The following is a 15,539-nucleotide window of genomic DNA, read 5'->3' on the forward strand; positions in this document are numbered from 1 at the left end:
ATTTATCCTACCTATCGCGATTTATCAGGCTTTAAGGTTAAGCGTGACCGTTCCGACCTCGATGACCATCCCCACCCGGCCCTTGGACCTCGGCTTGGTGGTGAAGGTGAAGGTGGCCTTCTGGTCGCGTTCCAGCCTGTCGATCACGCAGCGCACCGCCGTGCCGCTGAACTTGCAGCCGGGCGCCTTGACCACGTTCTGGCCGCCGAACGTGCGCCCGGAGACCACAATGTCCTCGACGGGGTGCGGCCCGGTGTTCGCGACGGTGACCCGGTAGACCTTCCTGCCCTTGGTCAGGCCGGAGACCGACACGCTGGCGGGCGGGTTGGCCAGCGACCTGAGCTGGGACTCCGAGCCGTTGAAGGAGTTCTGGCCGCCTGCCAGCGAGCCCTTCTCGGCCGACTGCCAGAACGTGTACCTCTTCCAGCCCTTCGGCAGCTCGCCCGGGTCGGTCCCCCAGCGGGCGATCCAGAGCGGGCCGGCCTTGAACGCCGCCGAGTTGCCCGTGCACGTCTGCCACCAGCTCGTGGTGGTGTAGATGATCGCGTCCCGCCCGGTCCGCTGCCGGTACTTCTTCGTGAAGTCCTTGATCCAGCTGACCATGTCCGCGGCGGACAGGTCGTAACAGTTGTTCTTGCCGTTCTTGTCCTTGTACGGGTTGTCCTCGATATCGAGCACGCCGGGCAGGGTTTGACCGTCGCTGGTCCAGTTCCCGCCGTTCTGCAGGAAATACTCGGCCTGCGCTGTCCCATCGGATTCATGCGGTTGCGCAAAGTGATAAGCGCCCCGCAGGAGACCGGCCGCGGCGGCGCCGCCGAACTGTGCGTCGAAGCGTGGATTGCGGTAGTTGTTGCCCTCGCTGGCCTGGACGAACGCGAACTTCGCGCCCCCGGAGGCCACGCTTTCCCAATCGACGTCGCCCGTCCAGTTGCTGACGTCGACCCCGGGAACACCATCGGCCGCCTGCGCGACCCCGGTCATTCCGACCGCTGCAATTACCGCAATTAACCACAGACGTTTCACGCCGGAGATCATCGCGGAGCCGCCGTACACGCCGCAAGCCCAGAAATATCGCCTCTCGTCAAGAAAAATCGCGAAAGCGCATGTCGAGGGCTGAAAATTCGCCTCGGGCGCCCCCCGTCCACGACGTCGTTTCCGCAGGTCAGCGCCTTATATGAACGTCACATTCGCGTTTGCCAAACCGATCCCGCCCAGCCCAGACTGAACCGACTCCCAAAAGGGCCCCTGACCAGGGGCTTCTTTGCCATGCCCAGGTTCGGAGGCGACCACCCATGATCCACACCCGGGGGCTCACCCGAGTGTTCACGATGAAGAAGGAGACCGTCGAAGCCGTACGCGGCATCGACCTCGACGTCGAACCCGGCCGGCTCGTCGCCTTCCTCGGCCCGAACGGCGCCGGCAAGTCCACCACCCTGCGCCTGCTCACGACCCTGCTCCCGCCCACCTCGGGCACCGCCGTCGTCGCCGGCCACGACGTGACGCGCGACCCGGCGGGCGTACGCTCCCGCATCGGCTACGTCGGCCAGAAGAACAGCGCGGGCGAGAGCTTCCGCGTCCGCGACGAGCTGGTCACCCAGGGCCGCTGCTACGGCCTGACCGTCTCCGACGCCGTCGCGCGCGCCGGTGAGCTGATGCGCCTGCTCGACCTCGAAGACCTGGCCACCCGCAGGCCGGGCACGCTCTCCGGCGGCCAGCGCCGCCGCCTGGACATCGCGCTCGGCCTCATTCACCGCCCCGACCTGCTCTTCCTCGACGAACCCTCGACCGGCCTCGACCCGAAGAGCCGCGCCGACATCTGGCGGCACATCCTGCGCCTGCGCGAGGCGTACGGCACCACGCTCTTCCTGACCACCCACTACCTGGAGGAAGCCGACAACATGGCCGAACGGGTGGTGATCATCGACAACGGCTCGATCATCGCCGACGGCACGGCCGAACAGCTCAAGAACGACCTGGCCGGCGACTCGATCACGCTCACCGCCCACACCGGGCAGGACGCGGCCAGGGCCGCCGACCTGACCGGCGGCGTCGCCGAGGGCGTCACCGTCCGCGTACGGGTGCCGAACGCGCCCGCCGCGCTCCCCGAATGCCTGCGGGCGCTGGAGGCCGCCGGGATCAAGGTGGCCGCCGCCGAGACCGCCCGCCCGACCCTCGACGACGTGTTCCTCACTCTCACCGGGAGAAGCCTCACCGATGACGACCTTCCTGCGTGACACCGCCACCGTCTTCACCCGCGAGTTCCGGCCGGTCCTGCGCGAGCCGGTCGCGCTGCTGTTCGAGATGGGCCAGCCGCTGCTGTTCCTGTTCCTGTTCGGCTCGCTGCTGGACGGCGCGGTGGGCTCGTCGTGGCAGTGGTTCGTGCCGGGCATCCTGGTCATGATGTGCCTGACCGGGCCGATGTCGGCCGGCTACACGCTGCTGGTGGAGCTGATCGGCGGCTCGATGGAACGCATGCTGGTCACGCCGCTGAACCGGACGGCGATGCTGGTGGGACGGGCCATGAAGGCGATGGTCGTCCTGCTGGCGCAGGCCGTGTTGATCATCGTGCTGGCTGTCCCGCTGGGGTTCGAGCTGCATCCGGCGGGCGTCCTGGCGGGGCTGGTCCAGCTCACCGTGTTCGGGGTGGGGCTGGGGGCGTTCTCGTTCGTCCTCGCCATCAGGTCGGCGCCCAGCGGCACGCTGTTCTACGTCGTCAGCCAGTCGATCCTGTTCCCGCTGCTCCTGCTGTCGGGGGTGCTGCTCCCCCTGGACAGCGCGCCGGGGTGGCTGCGCGTCCTCGGCACGGCCAACCCGGTCACCTACATCGTCGAGGCCCAGCGCGCCCTGTTCTCCGGCGACCTCACGACCCCCTCCGTCCTGTACGGCACCGCGGCGGCCTGCCTGGTCGCCGCGATCGGGCTGTACCTGGGCAACCGGGCCATGCGCAAGGGCGTGTGAAATGGAGGCATGACACATGTCGTCGCCTCCCAGGCCGTGCCGTGGATCCCCGTCGAGCACCGCCTCGACGTGATCCTCTCCTCGGCCCTCCCACCCGCCGACCGGACGACCTCGGCGTTCGCGTTCGTCTCCGACGACACCGGCAGGACCCTGCTCACGCGGGTCGACCGGGTGGGGCGCGGCTGGGACGTGCCGGGCGGCCATCTGGAGGCCGGTGAGAGCGCCACGGAGGCCGTGGTCCGGGAGCTTCAGGAGGAGACCGGCCTTCTCCTGGAGCCGTCGGCCCTGTCGGTGTTCGCGTGGCAGCGCATCGAGCTCCTGGCTCCGGCCCCGGCCGGCTACCGCTACGCGCCGCTGACGTACATGGTGATGTTCCGCGCCCGGCTGGCGACGCCCGGCGTCGCCACCGCGCCGCCGGCGGGGTCGGAGAGCACCGGCGCGGAGTGGCTGCCGCACGAGCGGATCAGGGAGCTGTGCGCCGGGCGCACCTGGCTGCCGCTGCTGGAGAGCGCCTAGACGGTACGCGCCCGTTCGAGGTCGGCGCTGCGGTAGTGGTGCTCCGGGATGCTCGCCAGCGTCGACGGGTGCACCTGGGGGCCCAGCCCGTACAGCTTCTGGAAGCTCATGATGAGCGGGCGCCAGGCGTCGGGGTCGATGTGGTCGTCGGTGCCCTTCAGGCGGATCTCCTCGTGCACCCAGACCCGCTGCACCCGCACCTCGAACGCGAGCACCCCGCCCTCGTCGATCGGGTGCGTCTTCTCCACCACGACCTCCATGCCGACCGGGCACTCGGCCACCCGGGGCGCGGCCACCGTCTCCGAGGCGACGGGGGTCAGCCCGGCCCGGCCGAACTTGTCCGGTACGAACCGGTACCCGCGCTGCCACTTCCGCTCGGACACCGGGTCGCTCCCGGTGGTGAGCGCGAGCCGGTCCACCTGCGGCGCAAGGGCGTCGGACGGCAGGTTGAGCACGGCTTCGCCGGTCCGCAACAGGTTCTGGGACGTCTTGGCCTTGGCCCCGAGGCCCAGCATGCCGCGCCAGCCCAGCCAGAAGGCCGACGACATGGGGGCGAGGTTGGGGGTGCCGTCCTCGTTCACGGTGGAGATCAGGACGACGGGGGTGCCGAAGTAGAGGATGTTGGGTTCAATACGGACGTGCCGATCCACAGTGGTGTTCATGCCTCCCACTGTCGCCGCTGCCGGCGGCCGGACGCTGGCGGCCTTCGGACCTCTCGTTGCCGTACCGGTCAGGAGCGGGGGACGAGCCTGATCGTCGCGGCGCGGGCCTTCTGGCTGACGACCGTCTCCACGATGCTCTCGGCGTAGTGGCGGTACTTGGCGCGGTACTCGGCGTCGATCCGGTCGTTCAGCTCCGGGTCCGCGTCGGCGAACGTGACGCCCTTGTCGACGCCGCCGGCCTGCACCCGGCCCCGGCCGCGTTCCTGGGCGCCGCGGAACCAGGTGCCGTCGCGGCCGTTCACGGCCCGGACGTACAGGTCGTCGCCGAGGCGGACGACCCAGATCGTCACCGCGCGGCGCAGGTCGCCGTCGCCGCGCAGGGACGCGATCTGGAGTTCGTCGGCGCCGGCGATGCGGTCGAGTTCGTCGTTCGTCCAGGCGGTCATGGGGCTGGCGTACCCGGAGGCGGTCGATGGCGCGTGATGGTCATCGTCCGTTGTTGGTAAACCCGCGACGTGTCAGGGGAGGTAGCCGGCGCGCCTGGCCGAGACCACGCTCTCCATCCGGGTGTGCGTGCCGAGCTTGCGCATCGCGCTGCGCAGGTAGCTCTTGACCGTCTCCGGCTTCAGGTCGAGCCGCCGGCCGACCTCGGCGTTGCCGCAGCCGACCGCGACCAGGCACAACACGTCGAGCTCCCGGGGCGAGAGCGGGTTGGGCGGGCCCGGCGGGCCCTGCGGCGCGGTCAGCCGGTCGCAGACGTCCTGGAGGCGCTCGCGCAGGGCCGGGTCGGCGATCTCCTGGGCGATCGAGCGCAGTTCGGCGTGCGCCTCGCGCAGGTGCTCCCATTCGGGCCCCGCGGGCCTCTCGCGGGCCGCGCGGGTGATCGCGTCCGTCTCCAGCGCGGCCACCCGGCGTTCCACCTCCGCGCGTACGGCCAGCTCGACGCCGAGCCGGGCGGCGATCAGGCCCATGCCGTCGAGGACGCGGGTGCCGAGCGGAAGCGGCTCGCGGACGCCGCCGTAGAGCAGGCCGTAGACCGTCTCCCCCACCACGACGGGGACGGCCGCGATCGCGCGCAGGCCCTCCACCACCACCGGTCTGTCGTATTCGTGGCTGATCCGGGAGTCGGTGACGTAGTCCTCGACGCTGCCCGGCCGGGCGGTGAGCAGCACCCGGCCGCCCAGGCCGTTGCGGGTGTGGATGGCCAGCCCGCGCAGCACGTCCGTACGGACGCCCGTCAGCTCGGTGAGGCGCACGGCGCCGCCCGGGACGGAGACCGTGCCGCCGAACAGGACGGGCAGCCCGACCACCTGCCGCATCCGGGTCAGAGCGGCCCGCAGGAGCACGGCGGCCTGCGGGGCCAGGGCACTCGACGGAAGATGTGTCACCGCCATGTCCCCAGCATGTCACGCGGCCGGCGCCCCCGGGCTACCCCTGAACGGGGGTAGCGTCCGGTACCGCCCTGGCGGATGCTTCGGGCATGGGTGACTCACTGCTCTCCTACGCGTCCGGCGTCTCCACGCTCCCCCTGCTGGGCGAGACGATCGGGGAGAACCTGGAACGCGCCGCGGCCCGGTACGCCGACCGCGAGGCGCTGGTCGAGGTGGCGAGCGGACGGCGCTGGACGTACGCGGAGTTCGACACCGCGGTGAACGAGCTGGCGCTCGGCCTGCTGGCCAGGGGCGTCGCCAAGGGCGACCGGGTCGGCATCTGGGCCCCCAACTGCGCCGAATGGGTGCTGACGCAGTACGCCACCGCCAAGATCGGGGCGATCCTGGTCAACATCAACCCCGCCTACCGCGCCCACGAGCTGGACTACGTGGTCCGCCAGTCGGGCATGCGGCTGCTGGTCAGCGCCGTCGAGCACAAGACGAGCGACTACCGCGCGATGCTCGCCGAGATCGGGTTCACGCAGGTGGTGTTCATCGGCGAGCCGGGCTGGGACGAACTGGTCGAGACCGGTCGCCGCGCCGACCCGGCCGCGCTGCGCGTACGGGCGGCCACGCTGTCCTTCGACGATCCGATCAACATCCAGTACACCTCGGGCACGACCGGCTTCCCCAAGGGCGCGACGCTGTCGCACCACAACATCCTCAACAACGGCTACTTCGTCGGCGAGGGCGTCGGCTACACCGAGCTCGACCGCGTCTGCCTGCCGGTGCCGCTCTACCACTGCTTCGGCATGGTCATGGGCAACCTGGGCGCGACCTCGCACGGCGCGTGCGTGGTGCTGCCCGCGCCCGGCTTCGACGCCGAGGCCACGCTGCGGGCCGTGGAGAGCGAGCGCTGCACCTCCCTGTACGGCGTGCCGACCATGTTCATCGCCGAGCTGGGCCACCCGCGCTTCGCCGAGTTCGACCTGTCGTCGCTGCGCACCGGCATCATGGCGGGCTCGCCGTGCCCGGTCGAGGTGATGAAGCGGGTGATCGGTGAGATGCACATGAGCGAGGTGGCGATCTGCTACGGCATGACCGAGACCTCCCCGGTGTCCACGATGACCCGCCGCGACGACGGGCTGGTACGGCGTACCGAGACGGTCGGCCAGGTGATGCCGCACCTGGAGGTGAAGATCGTGCACCCGGAGTCCGGGCTCGCGGTGCCCCGGGGCGAGCCCGGCGAGCTGTGCACCCGCGGCTACTCGGTGATGCTCGGCTACTGGAACGAGCCGGACAAGACGGCCGAGTCGATCGACGCGGCCCGCTGGATGCACACCGGCGACCTGGCCACCATGGACGCCGAGGGCTACGTCAACATCGTGGGCCGGATCAAGGACATGGTCATCCGCGGCGGCGAGAACGTCTATCCGCGCGAGGTCGAGGAGTATCTCTACTCGCATCCCGACATCGCCGACGTCCAGGTGATCGGCGTACCGGACGAGAAGTACGGCGAGGAGCTGATGGCCTGGATCGTGATGCGCCCGGACACCGAGCCGCTCACCGCCGAGGCGATCAAGCGCTTCTGCACGGGCCGCCTGGCCCACTACAAGGTCCCCCGCTACGTCCACCTGGTGAACGGCTTCCCGATGACGGTCACGGGCAAGATCCGCAAGGTCGAGATGCGCGAACAGGCCCTCACCCTCCTGAGCCTGGACGACGACACCCACGCCCACTGACCGAGCCCGCCGCCGGGCCCGGTTGAACCTGGGGGCGTAGGGGTGCGTAGCTCGGGATGTGGGGTGGTGGAGTTCGGGTCGGGCATGGTCCGGGGCTGGAGGGCTGTGCGACCATGTGGGGGCCGCGACCGTCCATGACGGCGCGGCCGGGTTCCTGGCCTCGGGCGACGTGGCGGTGCTATGAGAGCTTCCGCACGGACGTACGCCGTGTTCGCGGTCGGCGTGGGCGTCCTGGTGCTGGTCGCGGTGCTGCGCTTCGGCGGCGGCATCGGCACGGTGGAGGTCTTCGGGCTGCCCACCGCCGGTCCGGTGACCGACTGGGGGTTGCCGCTGGCGCGCTTCGCCCTCGATCTGTGCGCGGTGGCGTGCGTGGGGACGTTGCTGGCGGCGTCCGTGCTCGCCCCGGCCGGCTCGCCGGAGTCGGCGCGCTGCCTGCGGGCGGCGGGCTGGTGGGCGCTGGGCTGGGCGGTCGCCGCCCTGGCCGGCTACGTGCTCACCCTGTCCAGTTTCATCCCGATGCCGGTGTGGAACCTGCTCGCCGAGCCCGGCATGCTCGACTTCGGCACGTCTCTGCCGCAGACGCAGGCGCTCCTGGTGGTGCTGGTCACGACGTTCGGGGTGGCGGTGGCCACGCTGGTACGCGGGATGCCCGGCTGGGTCCCGCTGGCCCTGGCGGCGTTCGGGCTGCTGCCGCCCGCCTACGTGGGCCATGCCGCCTCGGCGGCCGACCACGACATCGCCGTGTCCGCGCTGATGGCCCACCTGCTGGGGGTGTCGGTGTGGGTGGGCGGCCTGGCGGCGGTCCTGGTGCATTTCCGGCGCTCCGGCGACCTGCGGGTCGTCCTGCCCCGGTTCAGCACGATCGCGCTGTGCTGTTTCGCCGCGGTCGCCTTCTCCGGCCTGGTCAGCGCCTGGGTACGCCTCGCCACCCTCTCCGACCTGTGGCTCAGCCGGTACGGCCTGCTCCTGCTGGCCAAGGTCGCCGCCCTGGCGGCGCTCGCCTGGTTCGGCTGGAGCCATCGCCGCCGTACCGTCGAGGGGGTCGCGGACCGGGGGGTGCGGCGCACGTTCGTACGACTGGCCGCGGGCGAGGTGACCCTGATGGTGGCGGCGACGGCGCTGGCCGTCGGCCTCTCGCGCACTCCGCCGCCGCCCGGCGCGGAGAGCGCTCACGACCATCCCGTCCTGGAATACGCCCTCGCGCCCTTCTCCCCCGGCGCCCTCCTGACCGAGGTGCGCCTCGACCCGCTCGTCCTGCTGCTGCTGGCGCTGCCTGCCGCCGGTTACCTGGCCGGCGTACGCCGGGTGCCCGGCTGGCCGGTGCCGCGTACGATCTCCTGGCACGCCGGGCTGGCGCTGGCCGCCGTCGCGCTGTTCGGCGGGGTGGGCGGCTACGCGCGGGCGATGGTGTCGGCCCAGGCCGCGCAGCACGTCGTCCTCGCCGTCGTCGTACCGCTCCTGCTGTGCGCAGGAGCCCCGCTCACCCTGGCGGCCCAGGCCACGGGCCCCGCCTCCCAGTACGGCCCGCTCGGCGCGCGTGCCTTCGGGCGGCGCCTCACCCGTCCCGGCCTGCTGACGGCCGCCGTCCCGGTCCTGCTCCTGCTGCTGTACGGCACCGCGTGGCTGCCCTGGTCGCTCGCCGGTTACGCACCCCACCTGGTCACCGTGGCCCTGTGCACCGGCCTCGGCCTGCTGGTGGCCTGGGCGGTGCTGGACGTCGATCCGCTGCCCAGGCCGTTCCCGTGGGCCGCGCGGGTCCGGCTGCTGGCGGTGGCCGCCGCCGCGTACCTGGCTCTGGGGACGTACCTGCTGGTGGGGCCGGCGGTCGCGGCGGAGTGGTTCTCGCTGGCCGCCCCGCTCGGGGTGCCCGACCCGCTCGCCGACCAGCGCGCGGCCGGAGCGGTGTTCCTGCTGGTGCCGCTGGCCGCGTTCGTGTTCCCGGCCGTACGCCTGGCGTTGCGGCGGCAGGTCGCCCGCGCGCGGCGGACCCGCGTGGCCCTACACTCGGCTTCCATGGGCGATCTCCCGGTGTACGACGTGGTCCTGCTGCCGCCGCACGACGTCAACGCGCGGGCCGTACACCTGAGCCGGCAGTGCGCGGACGCCGCGCCGGCCGAGTTCGTCCTGCGGGAGGACGGCCTCTACCCGCACATCTCGCTCTACATGGCCAACTTCACCCCGGCCCAGCTCAAGGAGGCCGTCGCGCTGCTGCACGACCTCAGCCGGCGCACCCCCGGGATGCTCCTCGAAGGCGACTCGTTCGCCGCCAACGAGCACGGCATGGTCGAGCTGTTCTACCGCAGGACCGACGCGATCACCCAGCTCCAGGAGGAGATCGTCGCCGCCCTCAACCCGTTACGCGAGGGCCTGCGCCACCGCGACCCGGTCGGTCGTGTCCTGGCCGAGCACCGGCTCACCGCGCCCCCGGTCGCCCGCGCCAACCTCGACCTCTACGGCTACGACGAGATCGGCGACCTGTTCCGCCCGCACATCACGCTCACCCGGCTCCAGCGTCCGGACGACCGGCTCGACCAGGCCATCCTCTCCGCGCCTTCGTCCTTCACCGCCGCCTACTCGACGCTCGCGCTGTGCGTGATGGGCGAGCACGGCACCTGCACCGACATCGTCGAGACCTTCACCCTCGACACCGCCCCGGTCACTCCGACGGCCTAGCCGCGCCGGCCGACAACAGCCTGCGCGCCAGCTCCTGGCAGCGTCCCGCCAGCTCCGGAGGGTCGAGCACCTCGAAGTCGTGCCCCAGCAGGAGCACGTGCAGGAGCACGAAGTCGAGACTGCCCGCGCCGCTGACCACCTCGCACGCCTCGCGCCCCCGCTCCCGTACGACGGCCGCCGTCCCCGGGATCTGCGCGCGTACCGTGGCGGCCGGGGCGCGTACGAGGAAACGCGCCTGATGCGGGTAGACCCGGCTGGCCACGCTCTCCTGCACGTACGCCGCCGCGTCGGGCGCCGGGCGCGGCCGGAACCGCCAGGTCCGGGCGGACACCCCGGTCATCCGGTCGACGCGGAAGCTGCGCCAGTCGTCGCGGTCGAGGTCGTAGGCGAACAGGTACCAGCGCCGTTCGGAGGCGACCAGCCGGTACGGCTCGACCCGCCGCCGCCGTACCCCGTCCGCCGACGGATAGTCGAAGCCGGCCTCGACCTCGTCCCGGCAGGCCCTGGCCAGCGTCATGAGCACGTCGGGATCGACCGGCGTACGCCCGCCGCCGAACGACTCCACCGCGCCCGACAACGCCCGCACCTCGTGCCGCAGCCGGGCGGGCAACACCCGGTCGAGCTTGGCCAGCGCCCGCACCGCCGCGTCGCCGGCGCCCGCGACCGCGCCGTCCGCCCCGGCGAGCAGCGAGACCGCGGTGGCGATCGCCTCCTCGTCGTCCAGCAGCAGCGGCGGCAGATCCTGGCCGGGTTCGAGCCGGTAGCCGCCGCCGACGCCCTGGCCTGCGTGCACCTGGTAGCCGAGGGCGCGCAGCCGTTCCACGTCACGGCGGACCGTACGGGAGGTGACGCCGAGGCGTTCGGCGAGCTCGGGGCCGCTCCAGACCTGGCGCTGCCGTAGCAGGCCGAGCACAGTCAGCACCCGCTCGGCCGTGCCCCGCTCCGTACCGCTCACCCGCCCACCCTGCCAGAAAGCGGACCGTCTCTGTCCGCCGGTGGCGTCACAGTGTTCCCCATGGACGCAGACACATCCGGCTGGAACCGTACGCTGCGCGAGCAATGGGAGGTCCACTGGAAGCACCAGGTCCGGGCCCGGCTCGACGGCCTGACCGACGAGGAGTACTTCTGGTCACCTGTCCCGGACGCCTGGAGCGTACGGCCGCGCGGGACCTCTGCGGCGCCCGTACAGGCCGGTTCGGGGGACTTCACGATCGACTTCGCCTTCCCCCAGCCGGTTCCCGCGCCCTTCACCACGATCGCCTGGCGGCTCGGCCACGTCATCGTCGGCGTGCTCGCCGCCCGCAACGCCGCCCACTTCGGGGCGCCGGCGGCCTCGTACGACACCTGGGAGTACGCCGGGCGCGCGGCCGGCGCGCTCGACCAGCTCGACGGCCAGATCGAACGGTGGCTGGCCGGCGTAAGCGCTCTCGGCGAGGCCGGGCTCGGCGCGCGCGTCGGCGACAAGGAGCCCTATCCGGAGGCCTCCATGGCCGACCTGGTCCTGCACATCCACCGCGAGCTGATCCACCACCTGTCGGAGGTCTGCCTCCTCCGCGACCTCCACCTCCACCTCCGCCCTCGCGTGGAGCGCCCTCTCCCATGACCGCGAGCGTCGCGGGCCGTCTACCCTCTCCGCATGGGGACCGAGATCTACGGCTACATCGAGGCCCGTCACCCGCTGGCCCATGAGGACTGGTACGAGGGCGACCCGTGGACCGCCGTGTCCATCCCCCTCTACCCGCTCTACGACGAGCAGGACTACGAGTCGTTCGCCTGCCTCTTCGGCGTTCGCGACCGGCTCGGCTGGGTCCCCGTCGCGCCCGGCCGCGGCCTGCCGCCTGACGTGTCGGAACCGGTACGCACCGACTACGAGCACGCCGCGCGACTCGACGCCGCCGTGCACGGGTGCACGTGGATCTCCTGGGCGGAGCTTCGCGACCTGGACATGACGGTACGTCCCGGAACAGGGCCCGCGGACGTCGCTCCGACACGGCTCGACGTACTGGGGCCGGAAACCGGGTGGGGGCCGGTCCTCGGGGTGATGGCGGCGCTGGCGCGGCGGTTCGGGGCTGACGGCGTGCGACTGGTCGTCTGGTTCGACTGAGGGACGTCGGGTCGCCCGGTTCGGCTGAGGGGCGTCGCGGGTCAGTCCCAGCGGAGGCGGTGTTCCAGCAGCCGTTGCTGGGCGGGGTTGGCGGTCAGGTCCAGTGCCTGTTCGTCGGCCCGGCGGGCCTCGTCGCGGCGGCCCAGGTCCCGCAGCAGCTCGGCCCGGGTGGCGTGGAACAGGGCGTACCGCCGCAGCGATGGGCCCAGCTCCTCCAGTTCGGCCAGCGCCATGTCCGGCCCCTGGCCGTAGCGGACGGCGACCGCCCGGTGCAGCCGGGTCACCGGCGAGGGCGCCAGGAACAGCAGCAGGTCGTACAGAACCAGGATCTGCGCCCAGTCGGTGTCGGCGAAGGTCCGCGCCTCGGCGTGGCAGGCCACGATCGCCGCCTGCACCTGGTACGGGCCCGGCCGATGGTGGGCGCGGGCGGCTCGCGTCAGCAGCGTGCTCGCCTCCTCGATCGCCTGCCGGTCCCACAGGTCTCGGTCCTGGTCGGCCAGCAACACCAGCCGTCCGCCGGGGTCGAAGCGGGCCGCGCCGCGCGCCCGGTGCAGCCGGATCAGCGCCAGCAGCCCGGCCGCCTCGGGCTCCTTCGGCATCAGGTTCACCAGCAGCGCGGCCAGCCATTCGGCCTCCTCGACCAGGTCGCGCGCGTGGGCCCGTTCCGCGGTGCTGGACAGGTAACCCTCGTTGAACAGCAGATACACCACGGCCAGCACCTCCCCCAGCCGCTCCGGCAGCTCCTCCTGCGACGGGACCCGGTAGGGGATCCCGGCCTCGCCGATCTTCCGTTTGGCGCGGGTGATCCGCTGTGCCACCGTCGCCTCCGGCACGACGAACGCCGCCGCGATCTGCGCCGTACTGAGCCCGCACACCACTCGCAGCGTGAGCGCGATCTGCGCCGGACGCGACAACGCGGGATGGCAGCAGATGAAGACCAGCCGCAGCCGATCGTCCGGCACGGCCGGCTCCGGCCAGGTGAGCGCGGCCAGCTTGGCCCGGTAGTTCGACTCGCGCCGCAACACGTCCAGGCCGCGCCGCCGGGCCACGGTGAACAACCAGGCGTCCGGCCGCTCCGGTACGCCCTCCTCCGGCCAGCGGCGCAGCGCGGTCTCGACGGCGTCCTGCACCAGGTCCTCGGCGGCGGAGAAGTCGCCGAGGAGCGACACCAGCGACGCGGCCAGGCCGCCCGCGTGCTCGCGGACCACCCTGGCCAGCACCTCCTCGTGCCCCGGCCCGCTCACGAGAGGGGACGGATCTCCACGATCGGGCAGGCCGGCCACGAACGGGCCATCTTCAGCGCCTCGTCCAGATCGGCCACCTCGACCTCGGCGAACCCGCTGACCACCTCCTTGCCCTCCACGAACGGCCCGTCGGTGACCACCGGCTCCCCCGGGTCCAGCCGCACCGTGGTCGCGGTGTGCGCCGGAGCCAGGTGCGCGTGATGGGTGATCCGGTCCGCGTGCTCGGCGAACCAGCGTCCCACCGCCTCGTACGCCTCCTGCCGTTCCAGCTCGCCCATCTCCGCCAGCTGCCGGGCGAACTCCTCGGTCTCGACGAACATCAGTACGTACTTCACGTCGGCCTCCTCGTATGCCGTTCTACGCGAGTGGGCGTCAGATCGACGCCTCAACAGGAAGACGATCGGGCGGCCCGCCGGCACGACATGCGGGAAGCTCAACCTGCCGATGCCTCGCGATCACTCGCGCGAGCGCCACCCGCCCACGATGAGCGTGAGCGCCGACGTCACGATGACCAGATCGAACATCACCTGCACGATGACCACCGCCTTCGCCCCCTGCCCCACGGGGACGACGTCGCCGTAGCCGATCGTGCCCAGCGTGACGACGGAGAAGTACAGCGCGTCCAGCCGGGTGCGCAGGCCGTGGAACTGGTCGGCCATCAGGAAGTACAGCGCCGCGAAGAAGGCGACCACGAGGGTGACGACGGTCAGCAACATCGCCAGTTGCTCCGCCAGGAGCCGTTCGCGTCGCAGCGCGCGCCCGACCTGCCGGCCCACCAGCCAGGTCAGCACGATCACGCCGGCCACGAAGCCGATCGTACGCAGTTCGGGCGACCCGCCCGGCGTCCTCGCCGCAGGCAGCGGCGCGACGAAGTAGACGCCGGTGATCAGGACGACCGCGGCCGCCGACCGCGCCCATGCCCGCAGGCCGACCTGAGAAGAAGACATGCGATGAGCCTTCCGCGGCCTCCGCGGCCCTCAACGCGGACGACGGTATGCAATCGGCCAAGCACGTGGCGCCCCGGCCGACCCGGCCGTCCCGCGCCTGGCTTGGCCGTCGTCGCCCGGACCGCTCGGTGCTTGATCCACGCCGGAGCGGGATGAATTAGGGTGACCCGCGTGAGCCCGCACGAGGTGGCCGACGGCCGATTATCGCGCCTGATCACACGCGCCCGGTCGGTCGTTCTCGTCCGGAGGACGGGCGGGCGTCCCGCGCCGCTCGTCGAAGCGGCCGTCCTGACCCTCGTGATCCTGCTCTTCTCCCGGCTGCACGCCGCGGCCGGAAAGGACGTGGTGGCCGCCACCGCCCACGCCCGTGCCCTCCAGTCCTTGGAACGCACTCTCCACCTGAACGTCGAACTGACGGCGAACCAGTGGCTGACCGCGCATCCGTCCCTGATCCTTCCGGCCGTCTCCTACTACCGCCTGTACTACGTCGCGATCATCGGCGTCCTGGTGTGGACCTTCCTCAGGCACGCCGACGTCTACGTCAAGGTCCGCCGTACCCTCGTCGCGATGACCGTGCTGGTGTTGCCCGTCTTCTGGGCGCTGCCCATGTCTCCCCCGCGGTTCGCCCTGCCCGGCATCGTGGACATCGTCGCCCGGCACGACCTCCTGACCAGCCGCCCGAGCGGAAGCGGCCAGAACCTGTACTCGGCGATGCCCAGCATGCACATGGGCTGGTCGTTGTGGTGCGCGTACGCCGTGTGGTGCGCGCTGCGGCCGTCCCATCCGCGTCTGGCATGGTTGGCCTGGATCTTCCCGCTGGGCATGGCGGCCGTGGTCCTCACCACGGGCAACCACTACGTCCTGGACATCGCCGGAAGCGTCGCCTTACTGATCGTCTCCATCGCGGCCGTACGAGCCTGGAACACCCTCACCCGGCATCTCCGGATCTGATCCGCCGGGCGGCTTCGAGCCGGGCGAGTACGTGCTCCACCTCAAGATCCCAGCCCACCACTCGCCTGCCGGACCAGTTGACCCCGACCAGAAGACCGTCCCTCTCGAGGCCGGGCAGCCACTCGCCCACCCATTCATCGACGCCGATCTCCCTGGGTTCCATCGCGGCATAGGCGGGAGCCGTCCTGATGACCTTCTCCACCCCGGCGAGCGAAGACCAGAACGGCATGCTCCGCCGTCCACGCGCAGTCGGCGGAGCCGGGCAACCATCCCCGTCCTGAACCGTCCACAGCCTGCGACGGGCCACGACATCACGAAAGAACGCCGCCGCCTGCGCCCCACTCTGACTCATTTGGTGGCTTCGTTGTAGCG

Annotated in this window: 17 protein-coding genes; 8 read left to right on the forward strand and 9 right to left on the reverse strand. The window is 71.5% G+C overall.

Annotation, left to right across the window (positions count from 1 at the left end; genetic code table 11):
- Positions 1-24 precede the first annotated feature (24 nt).
- On the reverse strand, positions 25-1,023 hold the full coding sequence (locus IEZ27_RS38680) for a GH25 family lysozyme (protein ID WP_189651814.1): 999 nt from the start codon (positions 1,021-1,023) through the stop codon (positions 25-27).
- A gap of 269 nt (positions 1,024-1,292) precedes the next feature.
- Here IEZ27_RS38680 and IEZ27_RS38685 point away from each other — a divergent pair, with 269 nt between their 5' ends.
- Genes IEZ27_RS38685 through IEZ27_RS38695 form a run of 3 tightly spaced genes read left to right on the forward strand, consistent with a single transcriptional unit; the run spans position 1,293 to position 3,474 of the window.
- Positions 1,293-2,234 (forward strand): ATP-binding cassette domain-containing protein, encoded by a 942-nt coding sequence (locus tag IEZ27_RS38685; protein WP_189651815.1) that lies wholly within the window; start codon positions 1,293-1,295, stop codon positions 2,232-2,234.
- Entirely contained in the window at positions 2,215-2,958 is a 744-nt protein-coding gene (locus tag IEZ27_RS38690; protein WP_125643491.1) for an ABC transporter permease, read from the forward strand. Before IEZ27_RS38685 ends, IEZ27_RS38690 begins: the two co-directional genes overlap by 20 nt.
- Before the next feature lie 9 nt (positions 2,959-2,967).
- Positions 2,968-3,474, forward strand: coding sequence for an NUDIX hydrolase (locus tag IEZ27_RS38695; RefSeq protein WP_189651816.1), 507 nt, complete (start codon positions 2,968-2,970; stop codon positions 3,472-3,474).
- Here IEZ27_RS38695 and IEZ27_RS38700 read toward each other — a convergent pair.
- From IEZ27_RS38700 to IEZ27_RS38710, 3 genes are all read right to left on the reverse strand, one after another.
- Positions 3,471-4,136 (reverse strand): flavin reductase family protein, encoded by a 666-nt coding sequence (locus tag IEZ27_RS38700; RefSeq protein ID WP_189651817.1) that lies wholly within the window; start codon positions 4,134-4,136, stop codon positions 3,471-3,473. The genes IEZ27_RS38695 and IEZ27_RS38700 overlap by 4 nt on opposite strands.
- Positions 4,137-4,204: 68 nt before the next feature.
- On the reverse strand, positions 4,205-4,582 hold the full coding sequence (locus IEZ27_RS38705; RefSeq protein WP_189651818.1) for a DUF2255 family protein: 378 nt from the start codon (positions 4,580-4,582) through the stop codon (positions 4,205-4,207).
- A gap of 72 nt (positions 4,583-4,654) precedes the next feature.
- Positions 4,655-5,530, reverse strand: a complete 876-nt coding sequence (locus IEZ27_RS38710) for a helix-turn-helix transcriptional regulator (protein ID WP_189651819.1) — start codon at positions 5,528-5,530, stop codon at positions 4,655-4,657.
- Between the two features lie 86 nt (positions 5,531-5,616).
- Here IEZ27_RS38710 and IEZ27_RS38715 point away from each other — a divergent pair, with 86 nt between their 5' ends.
- On the forward strand, positions 5,617-7,248 hold the full coding sequence (locus tag IEZ27_RS38715) for an AMP-binding protein (RefSeq protein ID WP_189651820.1): 1,632 nt from the start codon (positions 5,617-5,619) through the stop codon (positions 7,246-7,248).
- A gap of 180 nt (positions 7,249-7,428) precedes the next feature.
- Positions 7,429-9,921 (forward strand): cytochrome c oxidase assembly protein, encoded by a 2,493-nt coding sequence (locus IEZ27_RS38720; protein ID WP_189651821.1) that lies wholly within the window; start codon positions 7,429-7,431, stop codon positions 9,919-9,921.
- On the opposite strand, the gene IEZ27_RS38725 is transcribed toward IEZ27_RS38720, so the two are convergent.
- The gene (locus IEZ27_RS38725; protein ID WP_189651822.1) at positions 9,905-10,876 is read right to left on the reverse strand and encodes a helix-turn-helix transcriptional regulator; all 972 of its coding nucleotides are present in this window, start codon (positions 10,874-10,876) and stop codon (positions 9,905-9,907) included. The two genes, IEZ27_RS38720 and IEZ27_RS38725, sit on opposite strands and share 17 nt — an antisense overlap.
- Positions 10,877-10,936: 60 nt before the next feature.
- On the opposite strand from IEZ27_RS38725, the gene IEZ27_RS38730 reads away from it, so the two are divergent.
- Positions 10,937-11,524, forward strand: coding sequence for a DinB family protein (locus tag IEZ27_RS38730; protein ID WP_189651823.1), 588 nt, complete (start codon positions 10,937-10,939; stop codon positions 11,522-11,524).
- A 33-nt stretch (positions 11,525-11,557) separates the two neighbouring features.
- On the forward strand, positions 11,558-12,025 hold the full coding sequence (locus IEZ27_RS38735) for a hypothetical protein (protein WP_189651824.1): 468 nt from the start codon (positions 11,558-11,560) through the stop codon (positions 12,023-12,025).
- A gap of 41 nt (positions 12,026-12,066) precedes the next feature.
- On the opposite strand, the gene IEZ27_RS38740 is transcribed toward IEZ27_RS38735, so the two are convergent.
- The 3 genes from IEZ27_RS38740 to IEZ27_RS38750 all read right to left on the reverse strand — a co-directional run bounded on the left by IEZ27_RS38740 (position 12,067) and on the right by IEZ27_RS38750 (position 14,216).
- Positions 12,067-13,269, reverse strand: coding sequence for an RNA polymerase sigma factor (locus IEZ27_RS38740; protein WP_189651825.1), 1,203 nt, complete (start codon positions 13,267-13,269; stop codon positions 12,067-12,069).
- The gene (locus tag IEZ27_RS38745; RefSeq protein WP_185845079.1) at positions 13,266-13,604 is read right to left on the reverse strand and encodes a YciI family protein; all 339 of its coding nucleotides are present in this window, start codon (positions 13,602-13,604) and stop codon (positions 13,266-13,268) included. Before IEZ27_RS38745 ends, IEZ27_RS38740 begins: the two co-directional genes overlap by 4 nt.
- A 120-nt stretch (positions 13,605-13,724) precedes the next feature.
- Positions 13,725-14,216, reverse strand: coding sequence for a potassium channel family protein (locus tag IEZ27_RS38750; protein WP_189651826.1), 492 nt, complete (start codon positions 14,214-14,216; stop codon positions 13,725-13,727).
- 171 nt (positions 14,217-14,387) lie between these two features.
- Between IEZ27_RS38750 and IEZ27_RS38755 the strand changes: the two genes are divergently transcribed.
- Positions 14,388-15,167, forward strand: coding sequence for a phosphatase PAP2 family protein (locus IEZ27_RS38755; RefSeq protein ID WP_229824737.1), 780 nt, complete (start codon positions 14,388-14,390; stop codon positions 15,165-15,167).
- Here the strand turns inward: IEZ27_RS38755 and IEZ27_RS38760 are convergent.
- Entirely contained in the window at positions 15,145-15,519 is a 375-nt protein-coding gene (locus IEZ27_RS38760) for a DUF2750 domain-containing protein (protein WP_229824738.1), read from the reverse strand. The genes IEZ27_RS38755 and IEZ27_RS38760 overlap by 23 nt on opposite strands.
- Positions 15,520-15,539 lie beyond the last annotated feature (20 nt).

Source organism: Nonomuraea spiralis, from assembly GCF_014648435.1.
GTDB classification, from domain to species: domain Bacteria; phylum Actinomycetota; class Actinomycetes; order Streptosporangiales; family Streptosporangiaceae; genus Nonomuraea; species Nonomuraea spiralis.

Coding starts and splice junctions, on each gene's coding strand:
- IEZ27_RS38705 (WP_189651818.1), bottom strand. CDS start 4,582: ATGACCGCCTGGACGAACGACGAACTCGACCGCATCGCCGGCGCCGAC.
- IEZ27_RS38750 (WP_189651826.1), bottom strand. CDS start 14,216: ATGTCTTCTTCTCAGGTCGGCCTGCGGGCATGGGCGCGGTCGGCGGCC.
- IEZ27_RS38710 (WP_189651819.1), bottom strand. CDS start 5,530: ATGGCGGTGACACATCTTCCGTCGAGTGCCCTGGCCCCGCAGGCCGCC.
- IEZ27_RS38760 (WP_229824738.1), bottom strand. CDS start 15,519: ATGAGTCAGAGTGGGGCGCAGGCGGCGGCGTTCTTTCGTGATGTCGTG.
- IEZ27_RS38695 (WP_189651816.1), top strand. CDS start 2,968: ATGACACATGTCGTCGCCTCCCAGGCCGTGCCGTGGATCCCCGTCGAG.
- IEZ27_RS38720 (WP_189651821.1), top strand. CDS start 7,429: ATGAGAGCTTCCGCACGGACGTACGCCGTGTTCGCGGTCGGCGTGGGC.
- IEZ27_RS38735 (WP_189651824.1), top strand. CDS start 11,558: ATGGGGACCGAGATCTACGGCTACATCGAGGCCCGTCACCCGCTGGCC.
- IEZ27_RS38685 (WP_189651815.1), top strand. CDS start 1,293: ATGATCCACACCCGGGGGCTCACCCGAGTGTTCACGATGAAGAAGGAG.
- IEZ27_RS38715 (WP_189651820.1), top strand. CDS start 5,617: ATGGGTGACTCACTGCTCTCCTACGCGTCCGGCGTCTCCACGCTCCCC.
- IEZ27_RS38730 (WP_189651823.1), top strand. CDS start 10,937: ATGGACGCAGACACATCCGGCTGGAACCGTACGCTGCGCGAGCAATGG.
- IEZ27_RS38690 (WP_125643491.1), top strand. CDS start 2,215: ATGACGACCTTCCTGCGTGACACCGCCACCGTCTTCACCCGCGAGTTC.
- IEZ27_RS38700 (WP_189651817.1), bottom strand. CDS start 4,136: ATGAACACCACTGTGGATCGGCACGTCCGTATTGAACCCAACATCCTC.